General features: G+C 39.2%; 18 protein-coding genes. 12 read left to right on the top strand and 6 right to left on the bottom strand.

Translation table 11 applies throughout. The features are described 5' to 3' along the window. The first annotated feature begins 39 nt into the window (after window positions 1–39). The 5 genes from NL42_RS08405 to bioD all read left to right on the top strand — a co-directional run bounded on the left by NL42_RS08405 (window position 40) and on the right by bioD (window position 4,695). Entirely contained in the window at window positions 40–771 is a 732-nt protein-coding gene (locus NL42_RS08405; RefSeq protein ID WP_461312426.1) for an alpha/beta hydrolase family protein, read from the top strand. Window positions 772–864: 93 nt separating this feature from the next. Continuing rightward, the gene (gene bioA / locus NL42_RS08400; RefSeq protein ID WP_461312425.1) at window positions 865–2,145 is read left to right on the top strand and encodes an adenosylmethionine--8-amino-7-oxononanoate transaminase; all 1,281 of its coding nucleotides are present in this window, start codon (window positions 865–867) and stop codon (window positions 2,143–2,145) included. A gap of 1 nt (window position 2,146) precedes the next feature. Next, complete coding sequence (locus tag NL42_RS08395) at window positions 2,147–3,304, top strand: 8-amino-7-oxononanoate synthase (protein ID WP_461312424.1); 1,158 nt, start codon at window positions 2,147–2,149, stop codon at window positions 3,302–3,304. Next, on the top strand, window positions 3,301–4,050 hold the full coding sequence (gene bioC, locus NL42_RS08390) for a malonyl-ACP O-methyltransferase BioC (RefSeq protein ID WP_461312423.1): 750 nt from the start codon (window positions 3,301–3,303) through the stop codon (window positions 4,048–4,050). The genes NL42_RS08395 and bioC overlap by 4 nt, the downstream gene beginning before the upstream one ends. Next, the gene (gene bioD, locus NL42_RS08385) at window positions 4,051–4,695 is read left to right on the top strand and encodes a dethiobiotin synthase (RefSeq protein WP_461312422.1); all 645 of its coding nucleotides are present in this window, start codon (window positions 4,051–4,053) and stop codon (window positions 4,693–4,695) included. A gap of 64 nt (window positions 4,696–4,759) precedes the next feature. Here bioD and rluB read toward each other — a convergent pair whose 3' ends face one another. The 5 genes from rluB to NL42_RS08360 all read right to left on the bottom strand — a co-directional run bounded on the left by rluB (window position 4,760) and on the right by NL42_RS08360 (window position 8,700). Next, a complete protein-coding gene (rluB, locus tag NL42_RS08380; RefSeq protein WP_336169281.1) occupies window positions 4,760–5,683 on the bottom strand; it encodes a 23S rRNA pseudouridine(2605) synthase RluB in 924 nt (307 codons plus the stop codon). Between the two features lie 41 nt (window positions 5,684–5,724). Continuing rightward, on the bottom strand, window positions 5,725–6,318 hold the full coding sequence (gene scpB / locus NL42_RS08375) for an SMC-Scp complex subunit ScpB (protein WP_016139084.1): 594 nt from the start codon (window positions 6,316–6,318) through the stop codon (window positions 5,725–5,727). Then, window positions 6,315–7,106 carry a segregation and condensation protein A gene (locus NL42_RS08370; RefSeq protein ID WP_461312421.1) on the bottom strand — a complete coding sequence of 264 codons (792 nt, stop codon included), beginning with the start codon at window positions 7,104–7,106 and terminating at the stop codon, window positions 6,315–6,317. Before NL42_RS08370 ends, scpB begins: the two co-directional genes overlap by 4 nt. A 224-nt stretch (window positions 7,107–7,330) precedes the next feature. After that, window positions 7,331–7,948 carry an L-threonylcarbamoyladenylate synthase gene (locus tag NL42_RS08365; protein ID WP_003653356.1) on the bottom strand — a complete coding sequence of 206 codons (618 nt, stop codon included), beginning with the start codon at window positions 7,946–7,948 and terminating at the stop codon, window positions 7,331–7,333. Window positions 7,949–8,037: 89 nt separating this feature from the next. Further along, entirely contained in the window at window positions 8,038–8,700 is a 663-nt protein-coding gene (locus tag NL42_RS08360; protein ID WP_461312420.1) for an elongation factor P hydroxylase, read from the bottom strand. Between the two features lie 96 nt (window positions 8,701–8,796). On the opposite strand from NL42_RS08360, the gene NL42_RS08355 reads away from it, so the two are divergent. From NL42_RS08355 to lysM, 6 genes are all read left to right on the top strand, one after another. Then, window positions 8,797–9,357 (top strand): YceD family protein, encoded by a 561-nt coding sequence (locus NL42_RS08355; protein WP_336169287.1) that lies wholly within the window; start codon window positions 8,797–8,799, stop codon window positions 9,355–9,357. 74 nt (window positions 9,358–9,431) lie between these two features. Then, window positions 9,432–9,617, top strand: coding sequence for a 50S ribosomal protein L32 (rpmF, locus tag NL42_RS08350; protein WP_000290730.1), 186 nt, complete (start codon window positions 9,432–9,434; stop codon window positions 9,615–9,617). 151 nt (window positions 9,618–9,768) lie between these two features. Next, a complete protein-coding gene (gene fabD / locus NL42_RS08345; protein WP_461312419.1) occupies window positions 9,769–10,755 on the top strand; it encodes an ACP S-malonyltransferase in 987 nt (328 codons plus the stop codon). Further along, window positions 10,752–11,486, top strand: a complete 735-nt coding sequence (gene fabG, locus NL42_RS08340; RefSeq protein WP_016139079.1) for a 3-oxoacyl-ACP reductase FabG — start codon at window positions 10,752–10,754, stop codon at window positions 11,484–11,486. Before fabD ends, fabG begins: the two co-directional genes overlap by 4 nt. A gap of 84 nt (window positions 11,487–11,570) precedes the next feature. After that, a complete protein-coding gene (gene acpP / locus NL42_RS08335) occupies window positions 11,571–11,807 on the top strand; it encodes an acyl carrier protein (RefSeq protein WP_004641570.1) in 237 nt (78 codons plus the stop codon). A 188-nt stretch (window positions 11,808–11,995) separates the two neighbouring features. Continuing rightward, entirely contained in the window at window positions 11,996–12,469 is a 474-nt protein-coding gene (gene lysM, locus NL42_RS08330) for a peptidoglycan-binding protein LysM (RefSeq protein WP_016139078.1), read from the top strand. 43 nt (window positions 12,470–12,512) lie between these two features. Here the strand turns inward: lysM and NL42_RS08325 are convergent, their stop codons facing one another. Beyond that, complete coding sequence (locus tag NL42_RS08325) at window positions 12,513–13,280, bottom strand: hydroxymethylpyrimidine/phosphomethylpyrimidine kinase (RefSeq protein ID WP_461312418.1); 768 nt, start codon at window positions 13,278–13,280, stop codon at window positions 12,513–12,515. Window positions 13,281–13,377: 97 nt separating this feature from the next. Here NL42_RS08325 and NL42_RS08320 point away from each other — a divergent pair, with 97 nt between their 5' ends. Beyond that, window positions 13,378–14,052: an HAD-IA family hydrolase gene (locus NL42_RS08320; RefSeq protein WP_461312417.1), complete on the top strand. Its 675-nt coding sequence runs from the start codon at window positions 13,378–13,380 to the stop codon at window positions 14,050–14,052. Window positions 14,053–14,128: the final 76 nt, after the last annotated feature.

The following is a 14,128-nucleotide window of genomic DNA, read 5'->3' as shown; positions in this document are numbered from 1 at the left end:
TAATATATAATCTTTATAAAACTAGCTCTGGGCAAGCATATGAAGTTACAAAATAAAATTTTATTGATTACAGGCTGGGGGGGAGGAATTGAACCTCTGCAATCATTAAAATTACATTTGCAACAGAAGGGTTGTGATGTACAACTTATTAATATATTTGATGTTTTAACTGGTAGTTTCCAGAAACAGCTTGATTTAGTGGCTGAGGTTGATGTTGTAATGGGCTGGTCCTTAGGAGGTCAGTTAGCGACTCACTTAGTTGATTCTTTTTATAACAGCACTGGCCTAACTAAAACTTTAATTACGCTTGCTTCTAATCCATGTTTTGTTGCCAATAACACGTGGCAAACTGCAATGCCTGCTGATGTGTTCAATCAATTTAAGGCTTCTTTTTTGCAAAACCAACAAGCGACTTTAAAACGCTTTTATTATTTAATTACTCAAGGTTCAGCACAAGCTAAAAAAGATTGGCTAAACATGCAAAATATATCAAACCCGCCTCCGTATGAGCTGTTATTACAAGGGTTAGAAATGTTAGAGCATTTAAACTTGGTAGATAACTTAAAAAATTACTCTGGTCCACAGCTTCATTTATTCGCAGAGCAAGATGGCGTCATTCCTTGCAAGATTATTGAAAATTTTAAAGATATAGCGACAAAAAACATGAGTTATAAGCTATTAACAAATGCTACACATACTTTTCCTTACCTACAGGTCGAAAGAACAATTGAAGAAATCTGCCAATTTTTAACAATTCATCAGCAAAGTTAATAAGCTTTGATTGATATCGCAATTTTCTTTCATTCTTAACAGGTTTAACATGTGTTCAATGAAAGATTTGAATGCTGTAAAAGGGTAAATAGGATGACCGATAATTTTGATTTGGAACATATTTGGCATCCTTATACTTCAATGACCCAACCTTTACCCACATTTAAAGTTAAACGTGCTTATGGGGCAACGATTGAATTAGATGATGGTAGGACTTTAATTGATGGTATGTCGTCTTGGTGGTGTGCGATCCACGGCTACAACCACCCTGAACTCAATCAAGCAGTGACAGACCAATTACAAAATATGTCCCATATCATGTTTGGTGGACTCACTCATGATCCTGCGATTGAACTTGGAAAAATTCTTTTAAAAATTACACCACCGAGTCTCGATAAAATTTTTTATGCAGATTCAGGGTCGGTTGCTGTTGAAGTTGCTTTGAAAATGGCTGTGCAATTTTGGACTGCGCAGGGGGAATCGCAAAAAACAAATTTTATTACTACGCGTTCTGGTTACCACGGTGATACATGGAATGCGATGTCTGTGTGTGATCCAGTTACAGGCATGCATCAGATTTTTGGTACCAGCTTACCAAACCGCTTTTTTGTAGCGGCACCGCAAACCAAATTTCATGAAGAGTGGAACCCTCAAGATATTGCCGAGCTAGAACAGGCTATTCAGCAAAATCATGAAAACCTTGCTGCACTCATTATCGAACCAATTGTTCAAGGTGCAGGGGGCATGCGTTTTTATCATCCTGAATATCTGCGTCAAGCCAAAGCGCTTTGTGAACAATATAATTTGTTATTAATTTTTGACGAAATTGCGACAGGGTTTGGGCGTACTGGTAAGCTCTTTGCGTGGGAACATGCACAAGTTGAGCCAGACATTATGTGCATAGGTAAAGGGCTAACAGGTGGTTATATGACATTGTCTGCTACCTTAACGACGAAGCATGTTGCCGAGACCATTAGTCGCAGTGAGGCTGGGGTATTTATGCATGGCCCGACCTTTATGGCTAATCCACTTGCTTGTGCTGTTGCCTTAAAAAGTACGCAATTATTAATTGAGCAAGATTGGCAAGCCAATATTGAGCGAATTGAACAACAACTTACTCAATACTTAACACCACTCAATCAGCTTGATTATGTTGCTGATGTAAGAGTATTGGGGGCAATAGGGGTAGTTGAACTCACTGTTAATGTTGATATGAAAACGTTGCAGCAACAGTTTGTTGATCGTGGAATTTGGATTCGTCCTTTTGGTAAATTGGTGTATGTAATGCCACCTTATGTGATTACCAGTCAGGAATTAAGCTATTTGCTTGAGCAGATGGTTGAGGTTGTTGAAACCATGCAGGGAGTGCATTGAAATGTCGTTGCTTGATCATTTTGCTATCGAATTAGATGAACTAAAACAACACGGCAATTTCAGACAGTTCACTCAAAATGTACAGCATGAGCGTTTTATTACGATTCAAAATAAAACGATGCTGAACTTGGCTTCAAACGATTATCTTGGATTAGCTGCAGATGTAAAACTTCGTGAAGAGTTTTTAGAAAATTTTCCAGTCAAACGTAGCTATTTTAGTTCTTCATCATCACGTTTATTAACGGGTAATTTTGAAGAATATGAACAATTAGAAAATAGCCTAAGCCAAGCATTTGGTGGTCGGGCAGCACTATTATTTAATAGTGGCTACCACATGAATATCGGTATTTTGCCAGCTGTTACCGATGGAAAAACTTTAATTTTGGCTGATAAGCTGGTTCATGCGAGCATGATCGACGGTATACGTTTATCGGGTGCGCAATATGTACGTTATCGCCATAATGATTTGCAGCACCTAGAACAACTTCTGCAAAAATATCATGATGATGAAAAGATTGAGCGAATCATTGTGGTGACTGAAAGTATTTTTAGTATGGATGGAGATGAAACTGATTTAGCCGCTTTAGTGCAGCTAAAAAAACGCTTTGCCAAAACTATGCTATACGTTGATGAAGCACATTCAATTGGTGTGCGTGGCGAACAAGGTTTAGGGGGTGCTGAACAATACAATGTCATTCAAGATATTGATTTTTTAGTGGGGACATTAGGTAAAGCACTAGCGGCAGTGGGGGGATACATTATTTGTCACCCAATTATTAAAGATTATTTAATTAATAAAATGCGCCCACTTATTTTCAGTACTGCTCAACCGCCGATTGTTATGGCATGGGCAAACTTTGTTTTTCAAAAAGTATTACATGCCCAATCTCAGCGTGAGCATCTACAAAATATTAGCCAATATCTTCAACAAGCTGTTGTGCAAAAGGGTTATGTAAGTCCATCGACCAGCCATATTATTCCAGTCATTGTGGGAGAAAGTCAGGCTGCTATCGATAAGGCAAAGCAGGTTCAGCAAAGTGGTTTTTATGCCATGCCTGTGCGTCCACCAACCGTACCTAAAAATAGTTCGCGTTTGCGTATTTCTTTAACGTCAATGGTACAGCAACATGAGCTTGAAGCATTGGTGAGTTTTCTGTGAGTCTGAATAAAAACTTGGTTGCCCAGCGTTTTGCCAAAGCGGGGCAAAGCTATTCAGAGCATGCAACTGTTCAAAAACAAATTTGCCAAAATTTAACGGTTTTACTCCAGCAGTTTTGCCCTACAACGATGTCACGTATCTTTGAAATTGGTTGTGGTTCTGGCAATTTAACTCGTCTTATTGCTGCATCTTTTCAGATTGAAGAGTTAATTTTGAATGACTTGTATGCAGATGTGCAGCAGCACTTTAACCATCAAGAAAATTTGAAATGGTTGATTGGGGATGTTGAAACTTTAGCGTTTCCCCAGCAGCTCGACATGATCATTTCTGGTTCGGCTTTGCAATGGATGCAAGATTTACCTCGTGTACTTCAACATTGTCATGCTGCTTTAAATGAAAAAAGCTGGTTATGTTTTTCAACTTTTGGCCCAAGAAACTTAATCGAGATTAAAGAATTAACAGGGCAAGGTTTAAGTTATTGGTCAATTGAAAATTGGAATAGAGCCTTAACTCAGGCTGGTTTTGAGATTTTGCATTTGTCAGAGTCAGAAACTCAACTCTATTTTGATTCGCCTAAAGCCGTGTTGCAGCATTTAAAAGCAACAGGTGTAACGGCAACTGCCCAGCACCGTTGGACTAAGCAAACTTTACAACAATTTTATCAAGATTATGATCGGTTTAAGTACGCTGAAGGATATTCCCTAACATATCATCCGATTTATTGTATTGCACGGAGAGTGAAGTAAATGAGTGGCCAGATCTATTTTGTGAGTGGGATTGATACCGACATTGGTAAAACTTACGCTACAGGCTTTTTAGCAAAATTATGGACTGAGCAGGGTAAAAAAGTGATTACCCAAAAACTCATTCAGACTGGTAATACTGATATTTCTGAAGATATTGAAAAGCATCGTGAAATTATGGGGCAGGGTTGGTTTCAAGAAGATCATGACAAGCTCACCATGCCAGAAATTTTTAGTTATCCTGCTTCACCTCATTTAGCAACACGCTTAGATAATCGAGAAATTGATTTTCAAAAAATTGAAAATGCAACTCAAACACTGGCGGAGCATTTTGAAATTGTATTGTTAGAAGGTGCTGGTGGATTAATGGTGCCATTAACTACAAGCTTACTCACCATTGATTATGTTGTTCAGCACCAGTTCCCCGTTATTTTAGTCACATCGGGCCGTTTAGGAAGTATTAACCATACTTTACTTAGCCTTGAAGCGCTCAAGTCTCGTGGGCTAAAATTAAAAGCTTTGGTTTATAACCTAAAAGATGAATCAAAAGATCCATTAATTTCTCAAGATACTTCAAACTATTTGAAAGACTATTTAGCAATTCATTTCCCTGAAGCTGAATGGATTGAGCTGGAAAAAATGAATTAATTTTAAAAAAGCTGTAAAAAAACCGCTCTGATTTGAGCGGTTTTTTTACATATTATTCAATATTTTAGAATTTCTTAGAACCACGGTTAAAACCAGTCGATTTACGTTGGTTACCCGTGTTAACAGGAGCTTCATTTTCTTCATCACGACGTTGTTGACGTAAGTAACCGCCACGACGAGCTGCCATTGGCTTTTCGGTCATACGGTCAGTACGGCGTTTTGCCATACCAAATAGACCTGTACCTTGACGTGGTTTTAACTCAACAGATTTTGCTAGGTTATCGATGTCAGTTTTATCGAGCTCCATCCAGCGACCAGTACGTAATTCGCGTGGTAAAATAACAGTACCGTAGCGCGTACGTAATAAGCGGCTTACTTTAAGTTCTTGTGATTCAAAAATACGACGAACCTCACGGTTACGACCTTCTTTCACAACAACTTGGTACCAGCGGTTAATACCTTCACCACCAATTTCCGAGAAAGACTCAAATTTAGCTGGACCATCCTCAAGCTCTACGCCAGTTACCATTTTTTGGCGTATTTTAGGCGTTACTTCACCCATCACTCGAACAGCATATTCGCGTTCAACTTCATTTGATGGATGCATTAAGCGGTTAGCAAGCTCACCATCATTTGTAAATAATAATAAACCAGTACTGTTAATATCTAGACGACCTACCATTACCCAGCGGTCATTCGCAATTTGTGGTAAATGATCAAATACGGTTGGGCGTTTTTCAGGATCATTACGTGAACAGATTTCACCTTCTGGCTTATAGTAAATCAATACACGGCGACGAATTTCGTCTTCAATTTGAAACTGAACTTTACGGCCATCAATGCGTAATTCATCGCCTGGTTCAATGCGCTCACCCACTTGGGCAACACGGCCGTTTACACTCACGCGTCCTGCGGCAATAACCTCTTCCATATATCGGCGGGAACCTAATCCGATTCGCGCTAATACTTTTTGCAATTTTTCACTCATGACAGCACAACCTTAGACATAATGATCAACAGTCCACCTCTTTATGATTTCGGTGCATTTGCATCGAGAGCCATAAAGGCTTCCTTGGCGTTCTGTAGGGGAGGCAATTGGCCTATCGAAGCTAGACCAAAAGCATTCAGAAACTGTGGCGTTGTAATTAACAACGCGGGTCTTCCGGGTAAATCTCTAAAACCGGCTTCTTTAATCCAGTTCCAGTCAAATAGTGTTCTAAGAATCTGACTATTATTAGACACACCACGAATTTGTTCAATATCTGCGCGGGTAACCGGTTGATGATAAGCAATGACGGCCAGCGTTTCTAGTAATGAAGGCGACAGTTTAGTTGGTCGCTCTGGCCAAATTTGCGCAATAATACTACGATATTTAGATCTTACCTGAAAGCGAAACCCTTGCGCTGTTTCAATCAACTCAATAGATCTGCCGTGTTGTAATAGCGCGAGCTGTTGTAAGAGTTGACGAAGCTGTTGTTTATTATACTGATTATTAAATGCTTCTTTTAAACGGGCAATTGAAACGGGCGCATCACTGGCAAAAATAATTGCTTCAAGTTGTAATAAGACTTCGTGATGAATGTCGGCTAATGACAAATCAGTATTATTTTGTTCAAAACTCATATTGAAGATCCTTGAATTGCTAAAGGAGCTTCAATACCAGATGCAATAATTTTAACTCGCTGTTGACGGGTTAACTCTAAAACAGCCATAAATGTAACAACCATTCCCATGCGACCTTGCAGAGGATTGAGTAATTCTTTAAAACTTAACACGTCACCAGACTCTAATTTCTCTTTAATATATGCAATACGTTCTTCGAGTAATACAGGCTCTTGAGCTACAACATGAACAACAGGTTCAGGGCGGTTAAATATACAGAACAATGCATCATGTAATGCTGAAATATCATAGCCTTCGTAAACAGGAGCGATATGACCTAAGCTCACATTTGCATTGAATGTATCACGCTCAAGAATTGGCATTTGACCTAAACGTTCTGCCGCTTGCTTAATGCGTAGATAGGTTTCAAGTCGATCAATCAGGTCCTGCTTGGGATCTTTTTCAATACTGATCGTTGTTGGCTTTGGTAAAAGTAAACGTGACTTTAAATCAGCCAATAAGGCTGCCATCACCATATAGTCAGCGGTTAGCTCAATATTTAAGGATTTCATGCTATCCATATAGGTTAAATATTGACTTGCTATAGGAGCAATATCGACTTGAATTAAATCAAAACCGTTTTTTTGAATCAGATAAATTAAAAAATCTAGCGGACCTTCAAACTGTTCGAGCAAAATCTCAAATGCAGCAGGAGGAATATAGAGATCTTCAGGAATCTTGTCATGCCACTCATCTAAAACACGGATGTGTGGAGCGTCTTCCATGGATTGATGAAGTGATTGATTCATTACGATTATAAGCCACGCGAATTTTCAAAAGCATGAGACTTGTTATTCAAGTCAAAGAGAGCTGTAAATAGAAGAACAGCAGATAGTGGCAATCATTCTAAATGAATTGTGCCTTTTAATAAATTACTTAACGACTAAAGTGTAAAAAAAATCCAAAATAAATAAAGAGTATTTTCTTGAGTGATAATACTTTTTTTAAAACTGTTGGTAAAAATTGTAAGTGCTTATTCAAAAGCACTTACATCTCCAATACCACGGCGGATAATTTCAGGATGTTCACCCGATAAGTCGACAATACTTGTGCTTGTTAAAGTACCGAAACCGCCATCAATAAATACATCAATTCGTTTATCTAACTGATTTTCAATATCGTATGGATCATCGAGTGGGTCTTCTTGGCCTGGTAAAATTAATGTACTGGTGAGTAGAGGTTCACCAAGTTCTTTTAATAAAGCCTGACAAATTGGGTTGCTTGGAATACGTAAACCAATGGTTTTCTTTTTAGGATGCATTAACCTACGCGGAACTTCACTGGTTGCCGGTAAAATAAAAGTCGTAATGGCTGGGGTATTCGCTTTCAATAACCGATAAGTTGCATTATCAACTTTTGCATAAGTTGCAATATCAGATAAATCACAGCACATAATTGCATATTGGTGCTTTGGCCCTAAACCACGAATCTGCGCAATACGTTCCATAGCATTTTTATTACCGATCTGACAGCCAATTGCGTAGGCAGCATCGGTAGGGTAAACCACAACATCTCCGGCACGAATGCGTTCAACCGCTTGGCTAATGAGGCGTTGCTGTGGATTTTCAGGATGTACATGTAAATGCATCATATTTTAGAGACTCCATCACGCCAGTGTTAAAATAATTATTAGGCTTTTTAAATAATCTATGCAAGTGATTAACGTGGTTTTTTTGTCAATTAATCAAGGAGTTCACGTTTAAATTCATTTGATTGTAATGCTATGCCTGAACGTGTACATTGGCAAATAAAACCAATAAATGCTGCTGCATCACGTGGTAACTTGGCTTCACCTGAAAAGTAACGTTGTACTTGAGTGTAAACATTATCTTTAAACATTTTGCCGTCTCCGCCATCCCCTGTCAGGTTATCAAGCGAGACTCTAAACTTCCTACCAAAAGACTGCGCAAATAACCATTCAATTGCCTGCGGCTTAATTTCTACTTGTTCAAATAGACTTTGTTGTTCTTGCGTACGGCCATCGGGAGCGTACCAATATCCTAGATCGGGTAATAAGCGGCGTTTTTCGCCAGCAATTGACCAATGACTGATTTCATGTAACGCGCTGTTCAAAAAACCGTGGGCGAATTGGATTTTAGCCGGACCCTGATTTGTTGCCGGGAAATATTCTGGTTCAAAATCTCCACGAACTAATGTCACATTATGGTGGGAAAACCAGTGATTAAAGTGTAAAATAAGCCAATCGACTTGCTCAGACTCTGATTTTGAGCTTGACCATGGTGAGAGTTGCACTATGTCAGGCACAAGCGTGTTCTGATGAGTTGAATGGGTGCAAACGAGTAATGAAGTGTTAACTTCAGGTTGCGGCTGCAACAGGTGCATTGCTTAATTTACCCCGAGTTCTGTCTAAAGAAGTGCAAAATTGTATCTTAATCTTTGACAGAGTACCGATGAATTTGTAGAATTGCCGCCTTAATTATGTCAGCAAATACCTTTCCGGCACAGATTGAGCCGTTTAAATGGGCTGAACAAGGCTTTACATGGTCAGGTCAACTGTCCTTGTCTCGCTTTGCTCGTATTGCTCGTGAAGCTGTTGGATCAATTGATAATCAATTGGTCAACATAGACTGTAAGCTATCAATGGATGCATATCATCGCATTGTGTGGATGGATGGTCATATAGACACGATAGTTCCAATGGAGTGCCAACGTTGTTTGGAACCTGTTGAAATACCTCTTGTCTTAGACTTTCATATTGCATTAATAGATGATGAGTCACTGATAGAGCGCTTGGATGAGGATGCTGATTTCATCGTTTTAGGTGAAAGTGAGTCTTCGACGAAAGGCGATTATGATACGCCTGCCTCGATTAACTTGCTCGCATTACTAGAAGATGAACTGTTATTGTTGGTGCCTTTATCTCCCAAGCATGATGCTTGTGAAAATAAACATCAACCTACCGTTCAAGATGTTGTTGAAGAAAAACGGGATAATCCGTTTGATGTTTTGGCAGGTTTGAAGGGTAAACTTAACTCATAATTTGTGATATAATTGTGAGTTAAGACAACTGAATTTGTTCTGATCCATTTTTTCGATCTTTGTAAGGAGCCATCATGGCCGTTCAGCAAAACCGTAAAAGTCGCTCTCGCCGTGACATGCGCCGTTCACATGACGCTTTAACCGAGAATGCATTAACAGTAGACCAAGCAACTGGTGAGACTCATCGTCGTCATCACGTTACTAAAGACGGTTTCTACCGTGGTCGTCAATTATTCGCTAAAGCAGCTGATGCTGAATAATTGTATGATATGCATTAAGCGTGATGCTTAAGTATAGAAAAAATGGGAGCGAAAGCTCCCTTTTTTTGTTGTTTTTCGCAATTATAAAAATATAAATAACATGTTAAATTTCCGCTCCAGAAATGAGTGAAAACCCAAAAAAGGATTTCTTATGTCTGCTAAACGTCTTGAACAAGTAGCTTTAGCCACAAAAACTGCGTTTGTGTTTCCTGGTCAAGGTTCACAAAAAGTCGGTATGCTTGCTGAACTAGCAGAACAGTTTAGTGGGGTTGGGCAAACCTTTGCCGAAGCTTCAGATGCGCTTGGATTTGATCTGTGGCATATTGCGCAAAGTGGCGAAGGCCTCAACCAAACAGAAAATACCCAACCTGTGTTATTAACTGCCAGTATCGCTCTATGGCGTGTATGGCTTGATTTAGGTGGTCTGGCACCTAAGTACCTTGCAGGACATTCTCTAGGTGAATACAGCGCTTTGGTTGCTGCAGGATCTATGAGCTTGGCAGATGCAGTGAAACTCGTGAATTTGCGTGGCAAACTCATGCAAAGCGCTGTTCCTCAAGGTGAAGGAGCTATGGCTGCAATCCTTGGTTTGGCTGATGAAAAAGTAGTTGAACTTTGTCAAATTGTGAATGCAGAAGGTCAAGGCTCAGTAGAAGCTGCAAACTATAATTCACAAGGCCAAGTCGTAATTGCTGGAAGTGCAGCATCTGTACAACAAGTAATGGCTTTGGCAAAAGAGCAGTCTGCTAAGGCAATTGCTTTACCTGTGTCAGTTCCTTCACATTGTTCGTTGATGAAACCTGCTGCTGAAAAATTTGCAGAAGCTTTGGAACAAACTGCCATTGAGCTGCCTACCATACCTGTAATACAAAATGTCAACGCGGGAATAGCTACCGATGTTGCTCAATTGCGTCAGGCGTTAACTGCTCAATTGTACCAATCTGTACAATGGACAGACACGATGCAGTTTTTACAAGACGAAGGTATTCACTACGTTGTTGAGTGTGGACCTGGTACAGTATTGAGTAATCTCGCGAAGCGTTTACCAAATATAGAAAAAGCTTTTGCTATCGATAGTAAGAGTAAAATGGAAGATGCCCTAAATGCTGTTTTAGTGGCAGAAGGAAAAATTGCATGACACAAGAACGCAAAGTTGCATTAGTAACGGGCGCGAGTCGGGGCATTGGCGCTGCTATTGCCCAGCAACTTATTCAAGACGGTTATTTTGTTGTAGGTACTGCGACATCTGAATCTGGCGCACAAAAGTTAAGTGAAAGCTTTGGTGAGCAAGGGGCAGGGTTAGCTCTCGATGTGCGTAATCTCGATGAGATTGAAGCAGTCGTTTCTCATATTGAACAAAACTATGGCCCTGTGCTTATTTTGGTTAATAATGCGGGTATCACGAAAGACAATTTATTGCTACGCATGTCAGAAGATGATTGGGATGACATTCTCAACATTCACCTTAAAGCTGTATATCGTTTATCTAAACGTGTGCTTAAAGGTATGACAAAAGCGCGCTTTGGCCGCATTATTAATATTAGTTCTGTTGTTGCACATTTTGCAAACCCAGGTCAGGCGAACTACTCTGCTGCAAAAGCAGGTATTGAAGCGTTTAGCCGTAGTCTTGCAAAAGAGATGGGTAGCCGCCAAATCACTGTGAACAGTGTGGCACCAGGTTTCATTGCAACAGAAATGACAGATGCACTTAGTGAAGACATTCGCAAAAAAATGAGTGATCAAGTGGCTTTAAATCGCTTAGGTGAGCCACAAGATATCGCAAATGCGGTGAGTTTCCTTGCAAGTGATAAAGCAGGTTACATTACCGGTACGGTATTACATGTAAATGGTGGTTTATACATGGCCTAAGGCTGATGTATAAACTTTTAAAATTTTTTATATTCAATTAAACTAGTGGCAAATCAAACGCCACAAGCAATGAGGAGAATTCCTGTGAGCGATATCGAACTACGCGTTAAACAAGCAGTTGCAGAACAACTTGGTCTTAAAGCTGAAGAGATTAAAAACGAAGCATCTTTTATGGATGACTTAGGTGCTGACTCTTTAGATCTAGTTGAACTTGTAATGTCTTTCGAAAACGACTTCGACATCACTATCCCTGATGAAGATTCTAACGAAATCACTACAGTTCAATCTGCAATTGACTATGTAACTAAAAAACTTGGTTAATTCGCATATTGCTGAATAAAAAGAAGGCCACCGTAAGGTGGCTTTTTTTATTTGAGCAAAATAAAAGAAGAGATACATATTTTTACAAGATCAACCTCAATTGATAGCAGAGGTGCCTCTTTTTTCACGTATAACAATAAGGGTCAGTTTAATGACTTTATTATAAACAAGAATATGAGGACTAAAAGATGGGTCTTTTTGATTTTGTAAAAGGTATTGGTAAGAAAAATACCGCACCAGCAGAACCACAACCAGCTCCGGCAACACCAGCAGAACCTTCTGCACAAGAAATCGCAAATAAATTATTAGGTTTAATTAAAAGCTTAGGTTTAGGGGTAGAAGGCTTATCTGTAACCTATAATGGTTCAACTGATACTGCGACTATTAATGGTCAAGTACAAAGCCAAGCAGATAAAGAAAAAATTATTCTTATTGTTGGGAATATTGATCATGTGGCACATGTAGATGATCAAATGACTGTTGCAACTCCTGAACCAGAAAGCAAATTTTATACAGTGAAATCTGGTGATAACCTTTCAAAAATTGCGAAAGAATTTTATGGTGATGCAAATCAATATCCAAAAATCTTTGAAGCAAATAAACCAATGTTAAAAGATCCAGATGAGATTTTCCCTGGTCAGGTTTTACGTATTCCTCAATAATTGAGGGGAATAAAAAAGGCGCTTTTAGCGCCTTTTTTCTTTTTTAAAATCTTTTTGGTATTTTTTGCCCATTTGATACTGGAGTGTCGGCGTTCTTTAAAACACCGAATAACCATGTTTCAGCATGCTGAACTGCAATTTTTAAAGAATCACCTAAAGCTAAACGACCAGCAATAAAACTAGCTAAAGAACAACCTGAACCATGATACTCGCCATCTAAGCGTGGGCAACTGCTGCTCGCCGCAAGTTCACCATTAATATATAAATTATTTTTTATATGATCAGGCGTATCTTCGTGTCCACCTTTGACTAATACAGCTTTAGCACCCATTTCGAAAAGTTTTTTGGTTGCTTGTTCTAAGTCAGCAATGCCTGTTAGAGCACGTAATTCGACTGTATTGGGAGTAATAATAGTGGCTAGGGGAATAAGCTCAACAAATGCTTTAACGAGAGTCGCCTGATCACCTAAAGAACCACCACTGTTTGCGACCAAAACTGGGTCAAGTACATATTGATAGTCTGGATGTGCGCGAAGAAACTGAGCTAGAGCAGCAATATTATCTGTAGTGCCGAGCATGCCTGATTTAACGCATTTAATTGGTAAATCACCTACAACGGCATTTGCTTGAGCTAATAATAGTTCTTTTGAGGTTGCTTCGAAGCCGAATACTTGTTGTGAGTTTTGAATGGTGAGGGCTGTACATGCAATTGCTGCATGAGCACCACTTTGTCCAATCGCTTCAATATCAGCTTGTAAACCTGCACCACCTGAAGGGTCTAAACCCGAGAAACAAAGTACGGTTGGACGCACGGTTATTTCCTTTTCAATTTAAATTTACGTTAGTATAAGAGAGTTTGATTAAACTCTCGACCAATTGAATTAAATACTTTACTGGGTTAGTGATTGAATGGCTATAAAACATATTTTGATTGATTTAGATGGAACTCTAACAGACCCAAAAGTTGGTATCCATACTTCAATTCGCTATGCAATGGATAAACTGGGATATCCTTTAGCTGCTGATTTAAATATTGACTGGTCAATTGGCCCCCCGTTAAAAGCCTCGTTAGCAAAACTGTTAGCTACTCAAGATGATGCTTTGGCTGAGCAAGCATTACTTGCTTATCGTGAGCGTTTTTCAGTTACGGGCTTATTTGAGAATGAAGTATATCCATCAGTTGCCCAAACGCTTAATGCATTAAAAGAAGAAGGATATCGTTTATTTGTTGCCACCGCTAAACCAACGATTTATGCAAAACGTATCTTGGATCATTTTGACTTAAGCCAATATTTTTTACATATTTATGGTAGTGAGTTAACAGGCGAGCGGACTAATAAAGCTGAACTCATTCATTATATTCTTGAACATGAGCAACTAAACCCAGAAGAATGCTTAATGATAGGTGATCGACAATACGACATTTTGGGTGCTCGCCATAATGGTATTGAAGCAGTTGCAGTGACTTATGGTTATGGAACACCAGAGGAACTTGAACAAGCACAGCCTAAAGCAACGATTGCGCAATTTTCTGAACTTTTGGACTATGTTGAAGAGCAGGCAGCACAAAAGAAAGTATCTTAAATATTATTAAATTTTAATTTAAAGGTTTGGCTTTGATATAAAGTCAAACCTTTTTTCATTTAAATACCGTGTTGTT

Source organism: Acinetobacter sp. GN11 (assembly GCF_054823985.1).
Note: the sequence above shows the minus strand (reverse complement) of the source record. Positions and strands in the feature narration are given on the sequence as shown.

What these genes read in the sequence shown, in the direction of transcription:
- NL42_RS08405 (WP_461312426.1), top strand. Translation starts at nt 40, where the DNA reads ATGAAGTTACAAAATAAAATTTTATTGATTACAGGCTGGGGGGGAGGA.
- bioA (WP_461312425.1), top strand. Translation starts at nt 865, where the DNA reads ATGACCGATAATTTTGATTTGGAACATATTTGGCATCCTTATACTTCA.
- NL42_RS08395 (WP_461312424.1), top strand. Translation starts at nt 2,147, where the DNA reads ATGTCGTTGCTTGATCATTTTGCTATCGAATTAGATGAACTAAAACAA.
- bioD (WP_461312422.1), top strand. Translation starts at nt 4,051, where the DNA reads ATGAGTGGCCAGATCTATTTTGTGAGTGGGATTGATACCGACATTGGT.
- rluB (WP_336169281.1), bottom strand. Translation starts at nt 5,683, where the DNA reads ATGAGTGAAAAATTGCAAAAAGTATTAGCGCGAATCGGATTAGGTTCC.
- scpB (WP_016139084.1), bottom strand. Translation starts at nt 6,318, where the DNA reads ATGAGTTTTGAACAAAATAATACTGATTTGTCATTAGCCGACATTCAT.
- NL42_RS08370 (WP_461312421.1), bottom strand. Translation starts at nt 7,106, where the DNA reads ATGAATCAATCACTTCATCAATCCATGGAAGACGCTCCACACATCCGT.
- NL42_RS08365 (WP_003653356.1), bottom strand. Translation starts at nt 7,948, where the DNA reads ATGATGCATTTACATGTACATCCTGAAAATCCACAGCAACGCCTCATT.
- NL42_RS08360 (WP_461312420.1), bottom strand. Translation starts at nt 8,700, where the DNA reads ATGCACCTGTTGCAGCCGCAACCTGAAGTTAACACTTCATTACTCGTT.
- NL42_RS08355 (WP_336169287.1), top strand. Translation starts at nt 8,797, where the DNA reads ATGTCAGCAAATACCTTTCCGGCACAGATTGAGCCGTTTAAATGGGCT.
- rpmF (WP_000290730.1), top strand. Translation starts at nt 9,432, where the DNA reads ATGGCCGTTCAGCAAAACCGTAAAAGTCGCTCTCGCCGTGACATGCGC.
- fabD (WP_461312419.1), top strand. Translation starts at nt 9,769, where the DNA reads ATGTCTGCTAAACGTCTTGAACAAGTAGCTTTAGCCACAAAAACTGCG.
- fabG (WP_016139079.1), top strand. Translation starts at nt 10,752, where the DNA reads ATGACACAAGAACGCAAAGTTGCATTAGTAACGGGCGCGAGTCGGGGC.
- lysM (WP_016139078.1), top strand. Translation starts at nt 11,996, where the DNA reads ATGGGTCTTTTTGATTTTGTAAAAGGTATTGGTAAGAAAAATACCGCA.
- NL42_RS08320 (WP_461312417.1), top strand. Translation starts at nt 13,378, where the DNA reads ATGGCTATAAAACATATTTTGATTGATTTAGATGGAACTCTAACAGAC.